Here is a 20,732-nt window from a genome sequence, read left to right as displayed (position 1 = left end):
TCGTGGTTCTCTCGAGTAAGTTTTTGATCTTTGTGTGGTCAAGTTTTTAAGGGCACACGGTGGATGCCTTGGCATTAGGAGCCGAAGAAGGACGTAGGAATCTGCGATAAGCCTGGGGGAGTTGATAACCGAGCGTTGATCCCAGGATGTCCGAATGGGGAAACCCCGCACAACGCTGTCAAAAGTGATTGTGTGACCCGCATCTGAACACATAGGGTGCGTGGGGGGAACGCGGGGAAGTGAAACATCTCAGTACCCGCAGGAAGAGAAAACAAGAGTGATTCCGTTAGTAGTGGCGAGCGAACGCGGATCAGGCTAAACCGTTTCCATGTGTGATAGCCGGCGGGCGTTGCATGGGCGGGGTTGTGGGACTTTCCGTACTGGTTCTGCCGGACTGGTGGGGTGTGTAGTGCAGGCATAGGTGAACGGTCTTGAAAGGCCGGCCAGAGAGGGTGTGAGCCCCGTAACCGTAATGTTGTGTACCGCCTGGAGAGGATCCCAAGTAGCACGGGGCCCGAGAAATCCCGTGCGAATCTGTCAGGACCACCTGATAAGCCTAAATACTTCCTAATGACCGATAGCGGACCAGTACCGTGAGGGAAAGGTGAAAAGTACCCCGGGAGGGGAGTGAAACAGTACCTGAAACCGTGTGCTTACAATCCGTCGGAGCCAGTCTGATTCTGGTGACGGCGTGCCTTTTGAAGAATGAGCCTGCGAGTTAGTGTTACGTCGCGAGGTTAACCCGTGTGGGGTAGCCGTAGCGAAAGCGAGTCTGAACAGGGCGAGTGTAGTGGCGTGATCTAGACCCGAAGCGGAGTGATCTACCCATGGCCAGGTTGAAGCGACGGTAAGACGTCGTGGAGGACCGAACCCACTTCAGTTGAAAATGGAGGGGATGAGCTGTGGGTAGGGGTGAAAGGCCAATCAAACTCCGTGATAGCTGGTTCTCCCCGAAATGCATTTAGGTGCAGCGTTGCGTGTTTCTTGCCGGAGGTAGAGCTACTGGATGGCCGATGGGCCCTACAAGGTTACTGACGTCAGCCAAACTCCGAATGCCGGTAAGTGAGAGCGCAGCAGTGAGACTGTGGGGGATAAGCTTCATAGTCGAGAGGGAAACAGCCCAGACCACCAACTAAGGCCCCTAAGCGTGTGCTAAGTGGGAAAGGATGTGGAGTTGCGAAGACAACCAGGAGGTTGGCTTAGAAGCAGCCATCCTTGAAAGAGTGCGTAATAGCTCACTGGTCAAGTGATTCCGCGCCGACAATGTAGCGGGGCTCAAGTACACCGCCGAAGTTGTGGATTTCACACAGTGCCCTAGCCTTCGTGGTTCAGGGGTGTGGAGTGGTAGGGGAGCGTCGTGTGGGCAGTGAAGTCGCGGTGGAAACCAGCGGTGGAGCCTACACGAGTGAGAATGCAGGCATGAGTAGCGAAAGACGGGTGAGAAACCCGTCCGCCGAATGATCAAGGGTTCCAGGGTCAAGCTAATCTGCCCTGGGTAAGTCGGGACCTAAGGCGAGGCCGACAGGCGTAGTCGATGGACAACGGGTTGATATTCCCGTACCGGCGAAAAACCGCCCATGCCAAGCGGGGGATACTAACCGCCCGGAGCCTGCCCTATCACCCTTGTGGTGTGTGGGTTTTGGCCGAGCGCGGGACCTGATCCCGGGAGGTAAGCGTATTAACAGGTGTGACGCAGGAAGGTAGCCGGGCCGGGCGATGGTTGCCCCGGTCCAAGGATGTAGGGTCAGGGATAGGCAAATCCGTTCCTGTGTGTTTCGAGCACGATCCTGAGATCTGATGGGACCCCCGTATGGGGGGATCCGGTGATCCTATGCTGCCTAGAAAAGCATCGACGCGAGGTTTTAGCCGCCCGTACCCCAAACCGACACAGGTGATCAGGTAGAGAATACCAAGGCGATCGAGAGAATTATGGTTAAGGAACTCGGCAAAATGCCCCCGTAACTTCGGGAGAAGGGGGGCCTGCCCCGTGATACAGACTTGCTCTGTGGAGCGGGTGTGGGCCGCAGAGACCAGGGGGAAGCGACTGTTTACTAAAAACACAGGTCCGTGCGAAGTCGCAAGACGATGTATACGGACTGACTCCTGCCCGGTGCTGGAAGGTTAAGAGGACCGGTTAGCCCCTTGTGGGCGAAGCTGAGAATTTAAGCCCCAGTAAACGGCGGTGGTAACTATAACCATCCTAAGGTAGCGAAATTCCTTGTCGGGTAAGTTCCGACCTGCACGAATGGAGTAACGACTTCCCCGCTGTCTCAACCATAAACTCGGCGAAATTGCAGTACGAGTAAAGATGCTCGTTACGCGCAGCAGGACGGAAAGACCCCGAGACCTTTACTATAGTTTGGTATTGGTGTTCGGAGTGGCTTGTGTAGGATAGGTGGGAGACGTTGAAGCCCGGACGCCAGTTCGGGTGGAGTCATCGTTGAAATACCACTCTGGTCACTTTGGACATCTAACTTCGGCCCGTGATCCGGGTCAGGGACAGTGCCTGATGGGTAGTTTAACTGGGGCGGTTGCCTCCTAAAAAGTAACGGAGGCGCCCAAAGGTTCCCTCAGCCTGGTTGGCAATCAGGTGTCGAGTGTAAGTGCACAAGGGAGCTTGACTGTGAGAGAGACATCTCAAGCAGGGACGAAAGTCGGGACTAGTGATCCGGCGGTACATTGTGGAATGGCCGTCGCTCAACGGATAAAAGGTACCTCGGGGATAACAGGCTGATCTTGCCCAAGAGTCCATATCGACGGCATGGTTTGGCACCTCGATGTCGGCTCGTCGCATCCTGGGGCTGGAGTAGGTCCCAAGGGTTGGGCTGTTCGCCCATTAAAGCGGTACGCGAGCTGGGTTTAGAACGTCGTGAGACAGTTCGGTCCCTATCCGCTGCGCGCGCAGGAAATTTGAGAAGGGCTGTCCTTAGTACGAGAGGACCGGGACGGACGAACCTCTGGTGTGTCAGTTGTACTGCCAAGTGCATCGCTGATTAGCTACGTTCGGATGGGATAACCGCTGAAAGCATCTAAGCGGGAAGCTCGCTTCAAGATGAGATTTCCATACACAATTTGTGTGAGAGGCCCCCAGCCAGACCACTGGGTTGATAGGCCGGATGTGGAAGCGAGGACTAAAGACTCGTGAAGCTGACCGGTACTAATAGGCCAACAACTTACACCACACACAAAAGCACTGCACGCGTCCACTATGTGGTTCCCGAACAACAAAACCCGTTGCTTCCAGGAACAAAAACCACAACTAAATACACAACACCACAGGACCCTCAACATCGAGGGAACACACATGTTGTAACCACAAAGCTTCCCACCCCAACACCGGCACCAAACCGGCACAGGGGTTCGGGTAACAAGGTTACGGCGGTCATAGCGTGGGGGAAACGCCCGGTCCCATTCCGAACCCGGAAGCTAAGACCCACAGCGCCGATGGTACTGCACCCGGGAGGGTGTGGGAGAGTAGGACACCGCCGGACACACATTAGGTCGAGACCCCCCAACCCACACGGGTCGGGGGGTCTCCCACATTTAACAGACAATTAAGACCGCTAGAGTCGCAGGATGACGCTGACTCGAACCCTGGATGTCCCCACGGGGAACGCCGTGAACGGGAAAGTCCACCTTAGGACTTTGTCCTTGTCGGACGCCGGGCCATTGGCGGCCGCGTACAGCCGGAACGCAGAGCACCTCGAACCATGGGAACCACGGCGCAACCTTGGTGCACAACGCGGCCTCACAGGCGGTCCTCAAACGATCCGGCTTCGAGAGGATCGGCCGGCGCCGTCGTGTCTCCACATCGCAGGCGAGTGGCAAGACCACGTCCTGTATCAGCGAATTCTCTTCTGATTCACCGCGATCGGATGCTCTGAAGGCGCCATGGTGGGGGACGTCTTCAACGCCGTAGGGTACGCCATGTGCGGTCCACAGCCCCAAAAACCCTGAAAAACCGGTGATTTTGGTCAAAAAAGCGCGGAAACACGCGGAATTTGCTGGCCAAGCCGGTGCAAGCTGGTAAGTTTTCGAGCAGTGGCTTGCTCGCATTCCGCTTGAAAGCTCAAAAAACGTATTAGTCCAGGAGGACGTAAATGGCTAAGAACCGTAGTGAACTCGTTGCAGAGGTAGCAGGCAAGGCTGGCACCAGCCAGGCAGCCGTCAACTCCGTGCTCGATGCACTGTTCGAAGTTTTCGAGACTTCTGTTGCCGCTGGCGAGAAGATCACCATCCCGGGCTGGCTCGCAGTTGAGCGCACCGACCGTGCAGCACGCACCGGCCGCAACCCGCAGACGGGCGAAACCATCCAGATCGCCGCTGGCCACAGCGTTAAGCTGACCGCAGGCTCCAAGCTGAAGGCTGCTGTCGCCAAGAAGAAGTAATTCCACTTCGGCGAACGCCTGAAAGGGGCGGCAACCAACTGGTTGCCGCCCCTTTTGCCGTTAAGCAATCACTTGTCCCCCACACCAAGGCGGGGTCCGGATTGCTCGTGCCCACTTCTCCTCCCCAAATGCTTCCCGATTCGCAGCCCAGCCACACGTAACGGACAATGGATAGGTGCCATCAGCAAGAAGCTCCGCAACTGCCCCATCGCCTGTTCCCAAGCCGGGAGCGCGGGGAGGCAATGCCGTCACGGGCATTTCCCTTCCGTGGCAGCTTGCTGGACTGGCGGTGCTCTTCCTGACTTTGGTGGCGGCCCTCATCTTCTCCGGTGCTTCTGCTGCCCGCCAGGTATCGGACCCCGGAGCGCTGGTCCGGTGGGGCTTGCCGGTGGCTAAAGCCGTCCACAACGTTTCCATAGCCACAGTTATTGGTGGCCTGATCTTCGCAGTCGGAATCCTGCCCAAGAACCTTAGAGCGTCGCGATCCCGTGAGAAGGATCTGGAGGCTCCGGAGCATCCGGCTTTTGCACGCGCCCTTGCCGTTGCCGCCGCGGCAGGTGCCGCTTGGACACTGTCCGCCGTAGCGGTCCTGGTATTGACCTACGCGGATGTCGCGGGTCAGGGACTCTCCGGTGACGCCGAATTCACCCGCTCGCTGGTGTACTTTATGACGGACATCGATACGGGCAAGGCTTGGCTGTCCATCACCATCATTGCCGCGGTAGTCACCACAGCACTCTTCGGCGTTCGTTCGTTGACTGGCCTCGCCTTTACCCTGCTGCTTGCCTTGATCGGGCTCATTCCAACCGCGCTGATCGGCCACTCCTCCAGCTCCAGTGATCACGAAGGCGCCATCAACTCGCTGGGCCTTCACCTGGTTGGAGTCTCCGTGTGGGTGGGAGGCATCATCATGCTCGCGGTCCTTTCCGGATTACTCGCTGGTTCGCGGAGCTATGGAACCAGCGATATCACTGAATCGACCCTCCGACGCTTCTCGGCCCTGGCAGGCTTTGCTTTCGTCCTGGTGTTTGCATCCGGTGTGATAAACGCAGCCATCCGCGTTACCAACCTGGGCGATCTGTTTGGCTCTGCCTATGGCCAGCTCATTCTCGCCAAGGCACTTGCCACCCTGGTGCTCGGTGGCATTGGCTTCATGCATCGTCAGTGGGTCATACCTCAGCTCGGGAAGAGCGGTTCGATGTCTGCCCGCCGGGTGCTGTGGCAGCTGGTTCTGGTTGAGCTGCTGGTGATGGGCGCGACGTCGGGCCTCGCCGTGGCGCTCGGGCGTTCGGCCCCTCCGCAGCCCACCACGTACGCACCGGACGCCTCGCCGGCCTTTATCCTGTCCGGCTATGAGGTTCCCCCTGAACTTACGCCAGAGCGCTGGCTTACCGAATGGCGTCTTGACTGGCTGTGGGTGGGAGTCGCCTTATTTGGCGCCGTGTCCTACATCCTTGGGATCATCAAGATCCGCAAGCGCGGGGATAGCTGGTCCTGGTTCAAGACGGTGAACTGGATGATCGGACTGGTGATTCTCACCTACATCACCTCGGGTCCGCCGGCTGTCTATGGCCGAGTACTGTTTTCTGCCCACATGGTGGATCACATGGCCCTGACCATGGTGGCACCGATCTTCCTGGTGTTGGGTTCGCCCGTGACCCTTGCACTGCGTGCACTCCCTTCCCGCGGTGAAGGCGCACACGGTTCGCGGGGTCTTCGGGAGTGGCTGCTCTTGTTCGTCCACTCCAGGTTCTCGCAGGTAGTGACTCATCCGTTGTTCGCCGCTGCGAACTTCGCGGGATCCATCGTGCTGTTCTACTACTCGGACCTTTTCGGCCTGGCCATGCGGGAACACGTGGGCCATGAGCTCATGAATCTGCACTTCCTGCTGACCGGCTACATTTTTGTGCTCAGCATGATCGGCAGTGATCCTCTGCCGCGCCGCGCGCCGTACCCCATGCGCCTGCTGCTCCTGCTCGCAACCATGGGTTTCCACGCGTTCTTTGGCGTGGCCATTATGGGCGGTACTGGCCTGCTGGCTGCTGACTACTTTGGCAACCTGGGCCGGACCTGGGGTGCCTCGGCCATTGCAGACCAGCAAATGGGCGGTGCTGTGGCCTGGGGCATTGGTGAAGTTCCCACCTTGCTGGTGGCAATCGGCGTGGCCGTCATGTGGTCGCGCTCGGACGAGCGGGAGACCCGACGGGTGGACCGTGCGGCCGACAGGAATAACGACGCCGATCTGAGCGCTTATAACGATATGTTTGCCCGGCTCGCTGACCGCGACGCCAAATTGGCCGGCCGCCCGGCCGCAGGCATCCCCACGGCCCTGACCACTCAAACGACTGAAGCGACCCGAACAAGTGACGCCCCGGCAGGCGCCACCCCAGAGGAAAACGCTGACCAAGCAAGCAGCAAGACCGAACGAAACACGAAGCTGGAAGGACGCTGATGAGCGAAACCGTACGCACCCAACACCGGGTCCGGGCCTCCGAACTGGAGGGCCGCGGCTGGCTCAATACGGGCGACAAGTCCCTTGACTTGGAATCCCTGCGCGGCAAAATCGTGCTGCTGGACTTCTGGACCTTCTGCTGCATCAACTGCCTGCATGTTCTCGACGAACTCAGGCCCCTCGAGGAAAAGTACTCTGACGTCCTGGTGACAGTTGGTGTACATTCGCCTAAGTTCGAGCACGAAGCTGATCCTGTTGCTCTTGCAGCTGCCGTGGAACGTTACGAGATCCATCACCCGGTCCTGGATGACCCTGAGCTGGCCACGTGGAAGGCGTACACAGCCCGTGCTTGGCCCACGCTGGTTGTTGTGGATCCGGAGGGTTACATCGTGGCGCATCTTTCCGGGGAAGGCCACGCAGATGGCCTCGCTGTGCTGCTTGAGGAGCTTGTGGCCGAGCATGAAGCAAAGGGGACCCTTCACCGGGGCAACGGTCCGTACGTCGCTCCTGTGCCGACGTCGGGCACTTTGCGCTTCCCGGGCAAAACGACCCAGTTGGCCAACGGCAATTACCTCGTCGTCGACTCCGGTCACCACCGCCTGGTGGAGCTCCACCCGGACCTGAAAACCGTTGAGCGGGTTATTGGCTCCGGAACCAAGGGCTACACGGACGGCCAGACGGACACGGCCCAGTTCAACGAGCCGCAAGGCATAGCTGTTCTTCCGGCGGAACTCGCTTCCACGCTCGGTTATGACGCCGTGGTCGCAGATACCGTTAACCACCGCCTTCGGGGTGTGACGTTGAGTTCAGGGCATGTCCGGACTGTTGCCGGCAACGGTGTGCAGCGCTTGCTCGATGCCGGCCCTGCCCGTGTAACCGAGACGGGCGCGGGTGCCTGGTCCGAACACCACGACGGCGGTCCGGCTGACTTTGCTGCCGACGCAATCGACGTCGGGGTGCTTGGCCTCGGTACGGAGGTCTCCTTGTCCTCGCCGTGGGATGTGGTGTGGAGCGCGAAGCTGCAGCGTGTTGTCATCGCGATGGCGGGAACTCACCAGATCTTTGCGTTCGATCCCGTGACCAACCAGGTTTCCATCCTGGCGGGCTCGGGCCTGGAGGGACTGTTGGACGGGGCCGCGGAGGATGCCTGGTTCGCGCAGTCGTCCGGCCTGGCCATTGATGCCGATGACAACATCTGGGTGGCCGACTCGGAGACTTCCTCGCTGCGACGTTTGGTGCTTAACGAGTCCGGCGTGACAGTGGAGACAGCCGTCGGCCAAGGCCTGTTCGACTTCGGATTCCGTGACGGCGACGCCAGCGAGGCACGCTTGCAGCACCCCTTGGGGGTCACGGTACTGCCGGATGGTTCCGTAGCGATCGCCGATACTTACAACGGTGCCGTTCGCCGGTACGATCCCGCGACGAAGAACGTGTCAACGTTGGCGCGTGGCCTGGCCGAGCCGAGTGACGTCGTCGTGGTGAACCACGGCAACAGTGAGCCGCTGCTGGTGGTGGTTGAATCAAACAAGCATCAACTGGTTTTGGTACCGATTCCCAAGGAAGCCCAGCAGGTGGATGAGGGCGCGTCACAGACGCACCGTCCCAAGAGCCCCGTGACCCCTGGAATCCTGGAGCTGGCTGTTCGCTTCAAGGCTCCCACGGGCCAGAAGCTTGATGACCGTTGGGGCGATCCGACGCAGATGAAGGTCTCTTCCACGCCGCCTGAACTGCTGGTCTCCGGCGGCGGGACATCGGTGGGCTTGTTGCGCACCATCGAATTGTCGCCCGACGTGCCAGAGGGCATCCTTCACATTACTGCCCGTGCGGCCGCCTGCGATGGACCTGAAACCGCGGACGGAGAGATTCCGGACCACGCGGCCTGTCACCTGTACCAGCAGGATTGGGGCATCCCTGTTATTTTGCAGGCTGACGGCGAATCAGAGCTGGTGCTTGATCTCCGCGGCATGGACTAAAGCCTGCTGAACTGGCCCGGGTTTGACCCTTGAAGGGGGAGGACCTAGGCCTTTTCCTGCCCCCAGCCTTCCAGAACTGGGCCAGTCGCGCCCGTGAAGTCGTTGCAAAAGTTGATCGTGGGGCGGGTTCCCTGATCGAAACCTTGGCGCGTGTCCTGTTCAGGGATGTGGGGATCCGGACCGAGAGCCAGGTCTTTATCGACGGCGTAGGGAACTGTGGAGTGCGCGGGGGGCCTAGAACGTCAGCATCGGGGTGACGGTCACGGTGTTGTTGTCAGTGTCCAGCTGGGTGGTGAAGCTGAAATCGTGCTCCACGTTGAGGTCGTTGACCAGGCCGGTGAACAAATTGATCTCGCGGGCGGAAACCCTTGCCTTGCCGTTGAGCGGGGCTACAACCCATTTGCCGCCGAAGGGCTCGATGGTGATCTTGGGGTACTCGGTAATTTCCCACTTGATGGTTCCGTCGACGACGCGCGCATTGCTGGCGTGGTAGAACGGGCAATCAGGTTGGAGCCGCTGCTGCTCGGTGGCTTGGGCGGCGCAAGTGTCCAGGAACTCCCGCACTTTACCAGCAACGGCTTCGTTCATGGCCTTGGTTGACCGCGTCTGCAGGTTCAGGGGTGCCTGACCGCCGTCGCGGTTTGAAACGAGGGCCGAGGCAGCAGGCGCCTCGAAGTAGGTGCCGTTCAGGCTGGCTTCGTATTTGCCGGGGTAGAACACTGCAAAAGTGTTGTGACCATTGGGCATGTTCACCGGGACGCCATTGAGCGCTGCTTCGTTGGAGTTGACGACGGTGACCTCAAGGGTGGGCAGCGTGGTGGGAACGAAAGCCCATTTGCCGAAGAACAACCATTGGGTACCGGTGCGCTCCATCAGGAATTCGGTGTGGAGCCGGTTGCCGTCCAACGTGTAGTCCACGGGCACGGCAACACGGTTGCTGCCCCTGGCCTCGGCATTTCCGAGTTTGATGTCGGACAGTTTTGAGGCCGCAGTTTGCAGGGCGGTGCCGTCGAGCATGGCGGCGTTTGCACTGGGAACTTTTGCCCGCAACAGGCCCAGGGCTTGCTCGCCTTCGCCCTTCTGCAAGGCCTCCAAATACTCCCGGACAGGCTGTTGCGGACTGGCCACGGAGGAGCTCACCAGGTTGATGCAGACGATGGCCCCGGCGGCAGCAAGCATCAGACCGAGCAGCCATCCGGCTGCGGTCCTGACTATCGCTTGACTCAACTGCACGCCCTTTACGTTACCTGCCGTGGCGGCGATAGCTGTGCATGAGGGCGTCAGCGTGACCTGCGAAGACCCTTCCTGGAGGGCCCGACGGCGGGTGGCAGCAAGATGTGCCGCCACCCGCCGTCGGGCTTTTGACAGTCAAGAACGGCTAGCGGCGGCGCCGCGAGGAGGTACCGAAAACGCCGCGCATGAGGTCGCGGCCAAGCTGTGTCCCCATGGAGCGGACCATGCTCTTCAGCCCGCCGCCCAAGGCTCCGCCGAGTGCCCCGGCGAGGTCGCCGAACATGCCACTATCCTGCTGGGATGACTGTTGCGGCGCCTGCTGGGGCGCGGGAGCCGGCGCAGGAAACGAGGAGGGTGCAGGCGCCGGACGGGAACTCGGGCGGCCGAGGATCTCTTCCTCGATGCGCCGCGCTTCGGCGTCGATGTCGTAGGGCGTACCCCCCGAAGCGCCAGAACCTGAAGCGCCAGAACCTGAAGCGCCAGAACCTGAAGCGCCAGAACCTGAAGCGTTGCCTGGAACCGGTGGCAAGCCCGGTGCGGCGTCGCCGGTGGAGGGCGCGGCGTTGCCAGTGAGTTTCTCGTAGGCGGACACGTTGTCTACAGCCGTCCCGTACTTGACCAGAAGGGAGGACGAAGCCACGGTGCTGCGGATCAGGTCATCGGCGCTGGGTCCCATCACGGATTCGGGTGCGCGGAGCCGGGTGAGGGCAACAGGGGTGGGGGCGCCTTTTTCGTTCATCACGGTAATGACGGCCTCACCGATGCCGGCGGAGGTGAGCGTCTCTTCGAGGTCGTAATCGCTGACGGGGAATGTGGAAACCGTGGCCTTGAGCGCTTTTGCGTCCTCCGGCGTGAACGCTCGCAAGGCGTGCTGCACACGGTTGGCGAGCTGGCCCAGGACATCAGCGGGGACGTCCTTGGGTGTCTGGGTGACGAAAAATATGCCTACGCCTTTGGAACGGATGAGCCGGACCGTGGTGGTGATGGCCTCAAGGAAGGCTTTGGAGGCGTCGCTGAACAGCAGGTGTGCCTCGTCCAGGAAGAACACCAGTTTGGGCTTGTCGAGGTCGCCGGCTTCGGGGAGGTCTTCGAAAAGGTCCGCCAGGAGCCACATGAGGAACGTGGAGAACAGCAGGGGCTTGGTCTGCAGGGTGGGCAGCTCAAGGCAGCTGATCACGCCCCGGCCGTCGGGGGCTGTGCGGAGGAGCTCGGCGGTATCGAACTCCGGTTCGCCGAAGAACTTCTCCATGCCCTGCGCCTCAAGGGTGACGAGTTCCCGCAGGATGACGCCAGCTGTGGCTTTGGAGAGTCCGCCAAGGTCCTCCAGCTGTTCCTTGCCCTCGTCCGAGGTGAGGAACTGGATCACGGCCCGGAGGTCTTTGAGGTCGATCAGTTCCAGCTTGTTCTTGTCCGCAAAGTGGAAGATCAGCTGAAGACTGGATTCCTGGGTGTCGTTGAGGTCCATGATGCGTGAGAGCAGGATGGGCCCGAACGAGGTGATGGTGGCGCGGATCGGGATTCCATTGCCGTCACCGCCCAGGCTCAGGAATTCAACAGGGAAGTTCTTTCCCTGCCACTGCTGCCCGAGGGCTTCAGTTCGTGCGCTCAATTTTTCGCTGCCCGTTGCCGCCGTGGCCAGTCCGGAAAGATCTCCCTTGATGTCCGCGAGGAAAACCGGAACACCCGCCGTCGAGAGCTGTTCGGCAATCATGTGCAGCGTGACCGTTTTGCCAGTACCGGTGGCGCCGGCCACGAGGCCGTGGCGGTTCATCATGGCCAGAGGGAGCCGGACCTGGGCCTCTTTGTGAATTTCACCATCGACGATCGCGGCGCCCAGCTCGATGGTTGCACCTTCCAGGGCGTACCCCTGCTGGATGGTGGCAAGTTTTTCAGCAGTGGTTTTGTTGGCCATGCGCATAGCTTAGCTGGCCCGGGCGAGATCCTTACTGAAGGCCAAATGCTTGATGTCTTCGGGGTCGGCGGCGAGGTCGAAGAGCGCTTTGTAGCCCGTGGCGAGGTACAGATTCCTGGCCTCCGGCTGGCGTGGACCGGTGGTGAGGTAGAGCTTCCTGTAGCCGCGGCGTCGTGCTTCATTCTCCAACTCTGTGAGCACCCGCCGTGCCAGGCCGCGACGACGATGCGCAGAGTGGGTCCAGATCCTCTTGAGCTCTGCGGTGTGCTCGTCGTAACGCCGGAACGCGCCGCCAGCCACGGATTCGCCGTTCTCCTGGATGATGATCAGTGCTCCGTGGGGCGCGGCGAATTCCTCGGCCGGGTACCGGTTCAATTCCTCCGCAGCACCCCCGGTGCCGAAGAGTGTCCCGTACCGCGTGTCATATTCGACGGCGAGTTCGTCCAGGAGGGGACGAACGCGGGGATCGCGCATGGGCAGGCTCAGGACGGAAAGGCCCGACGTCGGCAGGGTTGGCGTTGTGGTCATGTCAGGCCCTTCGTAGGTGGAGCCCAAGTAGGTAGCAATTAAGCGCGTTTTGGGCGGTCAGAACGCGCTTAACTGCGACTCAGTTGGGCGGGCAGCAGCAACGGTGGTCAGGATCTGCCGGGCCAGGGCATCGTTCTCCCGGAAAGGTGCCGCATTGGTATTGGGGCGGGCAAACGCTCCCGCGCCCCAACCGGACGTCCACGGTCCCACTGCAAACAAAGTCTTCTGTGCTGTACCAACAGGGGACAGGACCTGGTGATTCCCGGAGACCAGGAGTTTGCCCGTGGAGTGTGGACCCTCAGAGGTGAGCAGCCTCTGCTCGGTGCCCCATCTGGCGTCGTGCAGGTCTGCCAAAGCGGGATTCGCCGAACGCTCCACGGACGGAGAGGGCAACCGTGCCTCGATGTACGCGGACGCATCCACCACCACGGGTGACTGGAATGAGCCGGCTACAAACCGGCCGGTTGATTCGTCGGTGCGAACCCACATTCCCGGCCCCAGGAACTTCAGGAACCCGGCGCGGTGCAGCGCGAGCATCTCACGGAGACGGTGTGACGGCGGCCCGGAATCCACGAAGCTGAAGAAGCCGTGCCACCAGCCGTGGATCGCCTGTTGGGACGGTGCATTGAGCCGCTGCTGCGGGACCAGCCGGCCAAGGTCCATGTAGACGAACAACAATGCAGTGAAGAGCGCGAGTGTTTCGGAATGGTCCGGGCTGGTTCGGAGGGCGAGATCGTGTTGGATGTACGCGGCCACCGAACGCTGTACGGCCTCGTGGTCCGCGAAGGCGCAACCGCTCAGGGGATGGTCGAGGGCCTCCAAGTCCAGCCGCAGCGCGGCATCAGGGATAGAGAAGGCAACCAGCTCTTCCCGGGCAGGGCTGTACCAGTCGACGGCGTCGAACCGGGCCTCGAACTCCTCCCAGCTGCCTGACACACGCGCTGGGTAGCCGGTGAAAAGCTCCCGATAGTAGGCATAGCCGGCATCCTTGGCGATTAACGGCCACAGCTGTGAGCGGAAGTCCAGTTCCTGATGGTTCGCCAACAACGCGTCAACTGCCTCGGCGGTAAAGTACCGCGGCCGGCTTAACGGCTCGCCGCGCACAACGGAGGAAATCTTGGAGTGGTAAGGCACGCCGCGTCGTGAACCTACCCAGAGGCTCGGTTCGGCGCCTGAGGGCACGTACTTAAGTTCGCCGTCGGCTACTTCCTCGAAGCGCCCGCCGCGGCCCTCGAACAGCAGCACCAGGAGATCCACGAACCCGAGCCCCATGCCGGATACGATCACGTCCTGGCCGGCCTTGATGCCCGAGTAGTCCACGTCCGTTGTGTACGACGGCGGCGCATGGAACCCACCTTGGCGGGCAGCGAAATCGCTGAGGCGGGCGGACTCGTCGTCCGGCAACGAATCGGTATGGCCCAGGGCGTAAACCACGACGTCGGCCAGCACCTCCGCGCCGGAAGCCAACCGCACGCGGTGCCCGCCGGCGTCGGACTCGGCTGTGGCACCCACGGAAGCGGAAACAGGCGTGACCGCTGTAGCCGTGTCCCGGTGGACCGTCACGGTGACATCGGGCCCCAGAGCGGCGACTGACCGGCGGAAGAACCATTCGAGGTATTTGCTCTGGAGCTGCCGGGTGGGAAATGAAGACGGTGTGAGCGACTGGAGCTGTGCCAGCAAGTGCGGCTCCAGCGCGGGGACATCGCGGATGCTCCCATCCAGCACACCTGCTGCCCAGGTGGCCAGGCCGGGGCCGTCAACGGGAGGACCGTCGCACGCCACGGACGCGTCGGTGAACATGGTGACGTCCGCGGCGGTGGAGTTCAGCAGGAGGCCCGGGCTCTGGTCATAGCGCCAGATCCTCCCGGAGCCCGGCTCATACGGCTCCACGATGTGGATGTGCAGGGGTCCATCGAATAATCCGGGACGGCTCGCTGCCAGCCTTTCCAGGACGCCGGCCGTGCGCGGGCCGCCGCCGATGAAGGCGATGGCAGGAACTGGTGACGGCATGGAATCTCCTGAAATACAGCGGGTGGTGCAGCCCAATCTAGGGAGGAGATGCAGCCCCGGTCGAGGAGCTGGTAACGGCCGTTCACTGCGCGTCATCCAGCGTTAACGGGCGCAAAATTCGGACTCATATGGCGTTGCGTGAAGCCCCGTGAACCCGCGCTAAGTCCAGTGAAGAAGTGCAAATTTCCGTCTTGCTGGCCGTCCCGTGCGCCCATAGATTGGCAGCCATCCGATAGTCAACAACCGATCTGAAAAGAGGTGGCGCATGAGTGCGATCGCACCGCCTGCCACGGCAGAAAGTGCACCTGCCACCACGGATTACTCCGACTACAAACTGGTCCCTGCCCGGCACCCGTGGCGATGGGTGGGCATTGTCCTGGTGGCGGCCGGCGTCGCAGCCATTGCGTGGTCGCTCGTCACCAACCCGCGTTGGGAGTGGGGAGTGGTGGCCCAGTGGTTTACGGCCCAGTCCGTGGTGAATGGCTTGGTGGAAACGCTCAAACTCACGGCGATCTCCGGAGTTTTGGGATTCGTCCTCGGATTCATCCTCGCCCTCATGCGCTTGTCCGCGTCGCCGCTGCTGGTCTCGGTTTCCTGGACGTTCTCCTGGATCTTCCGTTCCACGCCCCTGCTGGTCCAACTGCTCCTTTGGTACAACCTGGGCTACCTCTACGAGAAGATCACCCTGGGCATCCCCTTCACGGACGTCCGCTTCTTCGAAGCCCAGACCACCACGCTGATCAGCCAGTTCGCTGCAGCAGTGCTGGGCCTGACCCTCAACCAGGCCGCCTACTCCGCAGAGATCATTCGTGGCGGCATCCTCTCGGTGGACCAAGGCCAACTCGAGGCAGCTTCCGCACTGGGCATTCCCGCCTGGAAGCGCTCCACACGGATCGTGTTGCCACAGGCCATGCGCGCCATCCTGCCCAACGCTTTCAACGAGATCATCGGCCTGGTCAAGGGCACGTCGATCGTCTACGTCCTGGCGTACTCGGAGCTCTTCTACACGGTCCAGGTCATTTACAACCGGACCCAGCAGGTGCTGCCGCTGCTGCTGGTCGCAACACTCTGGTACGTCGTTATCACTTCAGTGCTGAGCGTCTTCCAGTACTACATCGAACGGCACTTCTCCAAGGGTGCCTTGCGGAACCTGCCGCTCACTCCACTTCAGAAGGCCCGCAGGTTCTTCGCTACCCACGTTGCAGTCTCACAGACCAAGGAAAGCCGATGAGCATCCTCGCCGCGCGCAAAGAAACCACGACGGCGGCCCAGGCTGCCGACGAAACCTCGGCTGACGCCCCGGCTGGGTCAGTTTCCGCCAGTCCGACAGGGGCCAGTCCGACGGCGGCGCAGCCCGCCTTGAGGGACAAGCCCGCCACGATTGACAAACCCGCCACCCGCGGACAGGTCGATATCACCAATGTCCGAAAGTCCTTCGGCACTACCGAAGTCCTCAAGGGTGTCTCCTTGTCCGTGCCGCCAGGCGGTGTCGCGGTGATCGTGGGCCCCTCCGGCTCCGGAAAGTCCACGCTGCTGCGCACCATCAACCACCTGGAGAAGGTGGACGGGGGCTTCATCACCATCGACAACGAGCTGGTGGGCTACCACGTCCGCGGGAACAAGCTCCATGAACTGCGTGAGAAAGACATCCTCAAGCAGCGCACCAACATCGGCATGGTCTTCCAGAGCTTCAATCTTTTCCCGCACCTCACCGCCCTGGAAAACGTCATCGAGGCGCCAATCGTCGCCCAAAAGCGATCCAAGGCTGAAGCCAGGAAGCGTGGCCTGGAACTCCTGGACCGGGTAGGCCTGAAGGACCGGGCCGATGCCTACCCGCGGCAGCTCTCCGGGGGCCAGCAACAGAGGGTCGCGATTGCGCGGGCATTGGCACTGGACCCCAAGATCCTGCTCTTCGACGAGCCCACCTCAGCGTTGGACCCCGAACTGGTCAATGAGGTTTTGGACGTCATCCGCGAGCTCGCCAAGTCTGGGACCACGTTGATCATCGTGACCCACGAGATGGGTTTTGCCCGGGACGTCGCGGACACCGTGGTGTTCATGGACCAAGGCCAGATCGTTGAGTCCGGCACGCCCCAGGAAATCTTCGGCAACCCCCGTGAAGAACGCACCCGAAGTTTCTTCTCCAAGGTCATCGAACCGGCTTTCAACATCTAGGAAGAAGTCCTCCATGTTTCGCATCACCCAAACCAAACTCCTGGCACTCGCTGTACTGCCCGCCGTCGTTCTTCCTGTGCTGGCCGGATGCTCCGATCCCGGCGCTTCGGCAGCCAAGCCCGGGAGCGAAGCAGCAAAGAACGGCGTCGTCTACAACACCTCTGTGGACCAGAACCGGATCCGTGGTGAAAAAGATAGTGCCGCAGCCTCCGCCGTCCCCGAAGCCATCGCCAAGGACGGCAAGCTGACCGTTGCTACCACCGCAGGCTCCATCCCACTGTCCTTCCACGCCACCGACGACAAAACGCCGATCGGTGTGGAGGTGGACATTGCACAACTCGTGGCGGACAAGCTGGGCCTGGACTTGGACCTCCAAGTGACCTCGTGGGAGAACTGGCCGTTGAAGACCCAGTCCGGTGATTTTGAGGCCGTGTTCTCCAATGTGGGCATCAACGCCGCGCGGGTGAAGCTGTTCGATTTCTCCACCTACCGTGCCGCATACATGGGCTTCGAGGCGAAAAAGAGCTCCACCTATGACATCAAGGGTTCGGACGATATCTCGGGGCTGAAGATCTCCGTGGGCTCCGGCACCAACCAGGAGAAGATCCTGCTGGCGTGGAACAAGGAGCTTGAGGCCAAGGGCAAAACCCCGGCGACGCTGCAGTACTACTCGTCCGACGCCGATACGATCCTGGCATTGTCCTCCGGCCGAACGGACCTGAACCTGGCGCCCTACCCGTCGGTGACGTACCGCGAGAACACCCGTGACGACCTCAAGGTAGTGGGCAAGGTTAACGCCGGCTGGCCTTCGGAAACCCTGGTTGCCGCCACCACGCTCAAGGGCAACGGGCTGGCCCCAGCCATCACCGATGCCCTCAACTCCACCATCAAGGACGGCTCCTACGCCAAGGTCCTGGAACGCTGGGGCCTCTCCGAAGAAGCCCTGCCCGAATCCAAGACCGTCACAGAAGCAAGTTTTGGGACCGGCAAATGAAGTTCCAGGTCCTTGACATCATTCCCCACCTGAAGAACCCGGTGACGGGGGAGATCGTCTCCACAGCTGACCGCCTGAACCAGGTGGTGGAAACGGCCCGCCGGGCCGAGGAACTGGGGTTCGACTGCTTCTCCGTGGGGGAACGCCACGCCGGTGAGTTTGTTTCCTCATCTCCGACGACGGTCCTCGCCGCCATTGCCGCAGTCACTCAACGAATCCGGCTTCAGACCGGGGTCGCTGTCTTGTCCGTCCTGGACCCTGTCCGGGTGGCCGAGGACTACGCCACGATCGACCAACTGAGCCGCGGCCGCTTGGAGCTGGTGATCGGCAAAGGCAATGAGGTGCTGCAGTACCCCCTCTTTGGCCTGACTTTGGACGACCAGTGGGAGTTGCTCGCTGAGAAGTACGCCATGCTCCGCACCCTGTGGCGCAAGGAGAGCGTCACATGGTCAGGCCGCTTCAGGTCACCTCTGGTTGAACCAACCACGACGACGCCACGCCCCTTCGCGGGCTCGCCGCGGATTTGGCACGGCTCGGCTACAACTCTTACGTCTGCGGCGCTGGCGGCCAAGTGGGGCGATCCGTTGTTCACCGCGAACGCCATCCAGCCCCGGGAGAACTACAAGGTCCTGATCGACCACTACCGCGAGGAGTACCAGCGCCACGGCCACGATCCCCGGCATCAGTATCTGGGCTCAGGCAGTGGGGCCGGCGGTGTGTTCATCGCCGACACCACGCAGGAAGCCATCCGCCAGTACGGACCCGTGTATGAGGCGTTGACCGCCGGCCGCAACGTTCCGGGCAACAACTCACCCTTCCGGGACATCCAGCACGCTGTGGCCGAGGGGCCCGCCCTTGTGGGCAGCCCCGAGCAAGTGATCGACAAGATCCTCAGCTACCACTCGCTGTATCAGCATGACCTGCAGTCGATCTCCTTGCCCACCACGTTGCCGTTCGAACAGCAGCTCGACATCCTGGAACGCTTCGCGCTGGAGGTCATCCCGGCCGTCCGCGCTTCCGCGCCGAGCACACTCTGGGAATCCAGCGACCCCTTTGGTGGCCGACCCCAGTTCGCTGGGGCCATCGAACCCGACGCCGCAGCAACAGTTACAGCAGACAACGCCTTCAACAGGACGGACAACGCTTGTGTCTACGCACACTGAAACAGCACTCGAATCCTTTGCCGAGGAATGGCAGGAGTGGCATTCCGCCCATGAACTCCACCGGGCCCACCCGCACGGCTTCCTCGCCGTGACCCACCTCCACTGGCTGGACAGCAACCCGACCCCGTTGGAAGGTGCGCCTGGTAGCTGGAGTGTGGAATCCGACGTCGTACGCGTTGTTCTGGAACCAGGCGAGAGCCTGCAGCAGGACGGCGTTGAACTGAACACAGGCAAGGCAGAGCCGCTTGAATTCGGGCCTATCGAGGAGCGCGGTGGCATCAATCTGGCCTCCGGCGACACCGTGATCGAGCTAGCCAAGCGCGGCGGCGAGTACATCGTGCGGCCACGCAACCCGTCGAATGCCCTCTTGCAGGAGTACCAGGGGACGCCCGCTTACGCACCGAATGCGTCGTTTGCCGTTGCCGGTACGTTCGTGCCGTTCGAAACACCGCGCCCCACCACGGTGGGTGCCGCGGTGGAGGGCATCCAGCATGTGTACGAGGCCCCGGGCGAGATCCGCTTCAAGCTCGCGGGCCAGGAACTGGCGCTGACGGCGTTCAACGGCCACGCGACGGGCTCGCTTTTGGTGCTGTTCACGGACCAAACCTCCGGTAAGACCACCTACGCGGCCAACCGCTCACTCTCCGTGGTTCCCGCCGCTGACGGCTCCGTGGAGCTCGACTTCAACAGGGCCGTCAACCTTCCCTGCGCCTACACCGACCTCGCCACCTGCCCGTTGCCGCCCGCCGAAAACCGGCTTCCCGTGGCCATCGAAGCCGGCGAAAAGATTCCCTACGAACGGCAGGACCAGAAGTGAGCACCTTCGAAGAACGCAAGGCCGGGTTCCTGGCCATTGAACTCGACGGCGCGGGGTACCAGAACCTTGCAGCCGCCGTCCTGGCAGCGGAGTCCGCTGGTTTCCACGCAGCAACCTTCGCCGACGCGCCGGCCCCGGGGCGGGTTAACGCCCTGCAGCGTGCAGCCTTTGTCGGGCCGGTGACGCGGAACATTGCACTGGTACCGGAAGTCGACACTGTATATACGGAGCCCTTCCACATCTCCACGCAGCTTGCCAGCCTGGACTACGTGTCCGGCGGGCGGGCCGGGTGGATCGTCACCGCAGTGGACTCGTCCGAGGCCGCGGCCGCCGTCGGGCGTTCCCATGTGAGCGGCGAAGCGCTGGCGCAGGAAGCGGCGGCCTCCGTCGAAGTCGGCCGCCGGCTTTGGGATTCGTGGGAGGACGACGCCGTGATCCGCGATGTCGCCACGGGTCGCTACCTTGACGTCGACAAGCTGCACTATGTGGACTTCGAAACTCCTGCCGATTTCGCCGGTCCCGCTTACTCCGTCAAGGGTCCGTCCATCATCCCCCGGCCGTTGCAAGGTCAGCTGCCTGTGCTCGCCGCTGCCTCCTTGGTGGGCGAAGGCTTGGTTCCGGTGGATTCCGTGGATGCTGTGCTGGTGTCTGCTCCGACGCCCGAACTGCTCGTTGCCGAGGTTCGCGATGTGCGGGCCCGGCTTGGAGCTGCGGTTGCGGTTGTTGCAGAGCTCGACGTCGTTCTTGACTCGCGCGGGCAGCCTGCCGTTTCACGTTTCGCTTCCTCGGCGGAAAGCGGTTCGACTGCAGAAGCGGGCCGGGCACGGTTTGTTGGTTCGTCGGCTGGTCTGGCTGACGTGCTCGATTCGCTCCTCAAGGAGGCCGACGGCGTCCGTCTCCACCCGGCCGTCTTGGATGTGGAATTGGAAGAACTGTCCCGCCTGGTGCTGCCAGAACTCCGCCAGCGTGGATCCTTGCGTGCGCCTCTGCAGGATGGGACGTTCCGCGATCTGCTGGGCCTGGAACGTCCGGCGAGCCGCTACGCGAATACGACCATTGCAGCCATTGGCTCGGAAAACTAAAGGGG

14 protein-coding genes and 2 rRNA genes are annotated in these 20,732 nt (G+C 61.6%); 12 read left to right on the top strand and 4 right to left on the bottom strand.

Going from position 1 to position 20,732, the window contains the following annotated elements; all coding sequences use genetic code 11:
* Window positions 1-36 precede the first annotated feature (36 nt).
* The 6 genes from VUN82_22665 (at window position 37) to VUN82_22640 (ending at window position 8,813) form a co-directional block, all read left to right on the top strand.
* Window positions 37-3,182, top strand: a 23S ribosomal RNA gene (locus VUN82_22665).
* 192 nt (window positions 3,183-3,374) lie between these two features.
* Window positions 3,375-3,491: ribosomal RNA gene (gene rrf, locus VUN82_22660) — 5S ribosomal RNA — on the top strand.
* 85 nt (window positions 3,492-3,576) lie between these two features.
* A complete protein-coding gene (locus VUN82_22655) occupies window positions 3,577-3,861 on the top strand; it encodes a hypothetical protein (GenBank protein XAS71844.1) in 285 nt (94 codons plus the stop codon).
* Between the two features lie 239 nt (window positions 3,862-4,100).
* Window positions 4,101-4,388 (top strand): HU family DNA-binding protein, encoded by a 288-nt coding sequence (locus VUN82_22650; GenBank protein XAS71843.1) that lies wholly within the window; start codon window positions 4,101-4,103, stop codon window positions 4,386-4,388.
* 256 nt (window positions 4,389-4,644) lie between these two features.
* The gene (locus VUN82_22645; GenBank protein ID XAS74774.1) at window positions 4,645-6,840 is read left to right on the top strand and encodes a cytochrome c oxidase assembly protein; all 2,196 of its coding nucleotides are present in this window, start codon (window positions 4,645-4,647) and stop codon (window positions 6,838-6,840) included.
* Complete coding sequence (locus tag VUN82_22640) at window positions 6,840-8,813, top strand: NHL domain-containing thioredoxin family protein (GenBank protein XAS71842.1); 1,974 nt, start codon at window positions 6,840-6,842, stop codon at window positions 8,811-8,813. Before VUN82_22645 ends, VUN82_22640 begins: the two co-directional genes overlap by 1 nt.
* A 234-nt stretch (window positions 8,814-9,047) precedes the next feature.
* Here the strand turns inward: VUN82_22640 and VUN82_22635 are convergent, their stop codons facing one another.
* The 4 genes from VUN82_22635 to VUN82_22620 form a co-directional block, all read right to left on the bottom strand.
* Entirely contained in the window at window positions 9,048-10,076 is a 1,029-nt protein-coding gene (locus tag VUN82_22635) for a hypothetical protein (GenBank protein XAS74773.1), read from the bottom strand.
* Between the two features lie 115 nt (window positions 10,077-10,191).
* A complete protein-coding gene (locus VUN82_22630; GenBank protein XAS71841.1) occupies window positions 10,192-11,958 on the bottom strand; it encodes a helicase HerA-like domain-containing protein in 1,767 nt (588 codons plus the stop codon).
* Window positions 11,959-11,967: 9 nt separating this feature from the next.
* Window positions 11,968-12,486, bottom strand: coding sequence for a GNAT family N-acetyltransferase (locus tag VUN82_22625; GenBank protein ID XAS71840.1), 519 nt, complete (start codon window positions 12,484-12,486; stop codon window positions 11,968-11,970).
* A gap of 57 nt (window positions 12,487-12,543) precedes the next feature.
* Entirely contained in the window at window positions 12,544-14,496 is a 1,953-nt protein-coding gene (locus VUN82_22620) for an FAD/NAD(P)-binding protein (GenBank protein ID XAS71839.1), read from the bottom strand.
* 265 nt (window positions 14,497-14,761) lie between these two features.
* On the opposite strand from VUN82_22620, the gene VUN82_22615 reads away from it, so the two are divergent.
* Genes VUN82_22615 through VUN82_22590 form a run of 6 tightly spaced genes read left to right on the top strand, consistent with a single transcriptional unit; the run spans window position 14,762 to window position 20,727 of the window.
* A complete protein-coding gene (locus VUN82_22615) occupies window positions 14,762-15,727 on the top strand; it encodes an amino acid ABC transporter permease (GenBank protein XAS71838.1) in 966 nt (321 codons plus the stop codon).
* Window positions 15,724-16,671 (top strand): amino acid ABC transporter ATP-binding protein, encoded by a 948-nt coding sequence (locus tag VUN82_22610; protein ID XAS71837.1) that lies wholly within the window; start codon window positions 15,724-15,726, stop codon window positions 16,669-16,671. The genes VUN82_22615 and VUN82_22610 overlap by 4 nt, the downstream gene beginning before the upstream one ends.
* Window positions 16,672-16,684: 13 nt before the next feature.
* Complete coding sequence (locus tag VUN82_22605) at window positions 16,685-17,665, top strand: ABC transporter substrate-binding protein (GenBank protein XAS71836.1); 981 nt, start codon at window positions 16,685-16,687, stop codon at window positions 17,663-17,665.
* Window positions 17,662-18,828: an LLM class flavin-dependent oxidoreductase gene (locus VUN82_22600; GenBank protein ID XAS71835.1), complete on the top strand. Its 1,167-nt coding sequence runs from the start codon at window positions 17,662-17,664 to the stop codon at window positions 18,826-18,828. Before VUN82_22605 ends, VUN82_22600 begins: the two co-directional genes overlap by 4 nt.
* The gene (locus tag VUN82_22595) at window positions 18,812-19,645 is read left to right on the top strand and encodes a DUF1684 domain-containing protein (GenBank protein ID XAS71834.1); all 834 of its coding nucleotides are present in this window, start codon (window positions 18,812-18,814) and stop codon (window positions 19,643-19,645) included. Before VUN82_22600 ends, VUN82_22595 begins: the two co-directional genes overlap by 17 nt.
* Window positions 19,642-20,727 (top strand): LLM class flavin-dependent oxidoreductase, encoded by a 1,086-nt coding sequence (locus VUN82_22590; GenBank protein XAS71833.1) that lies wholly within the window; start codon window positions 19,642-19,644, stop codon window positions 20,725-20,727. The genes VUN82_22595 and VUN82_22590 overlap by 4 nt, the downstream gene beginning before the upstream one ends.
* The last annotated feature ends 5 nt before the right edge of the window (window positions 20,728-20,732 follow it).

It is taken from the genome of Micrococcaceae bacterium Sec5.1, from assembly GCA_039636795.1.
Lineage (GTDB): Bacteria > Actinomycetota > Actinomycetes > Actinomycetales > Micrococcaceae > Arthrobacter.
The sequence above is the reverse complement of the archived record's forward strand: the minus strand, read 5'-3'. Positions and strand labels throughout refer to the sequence as shown.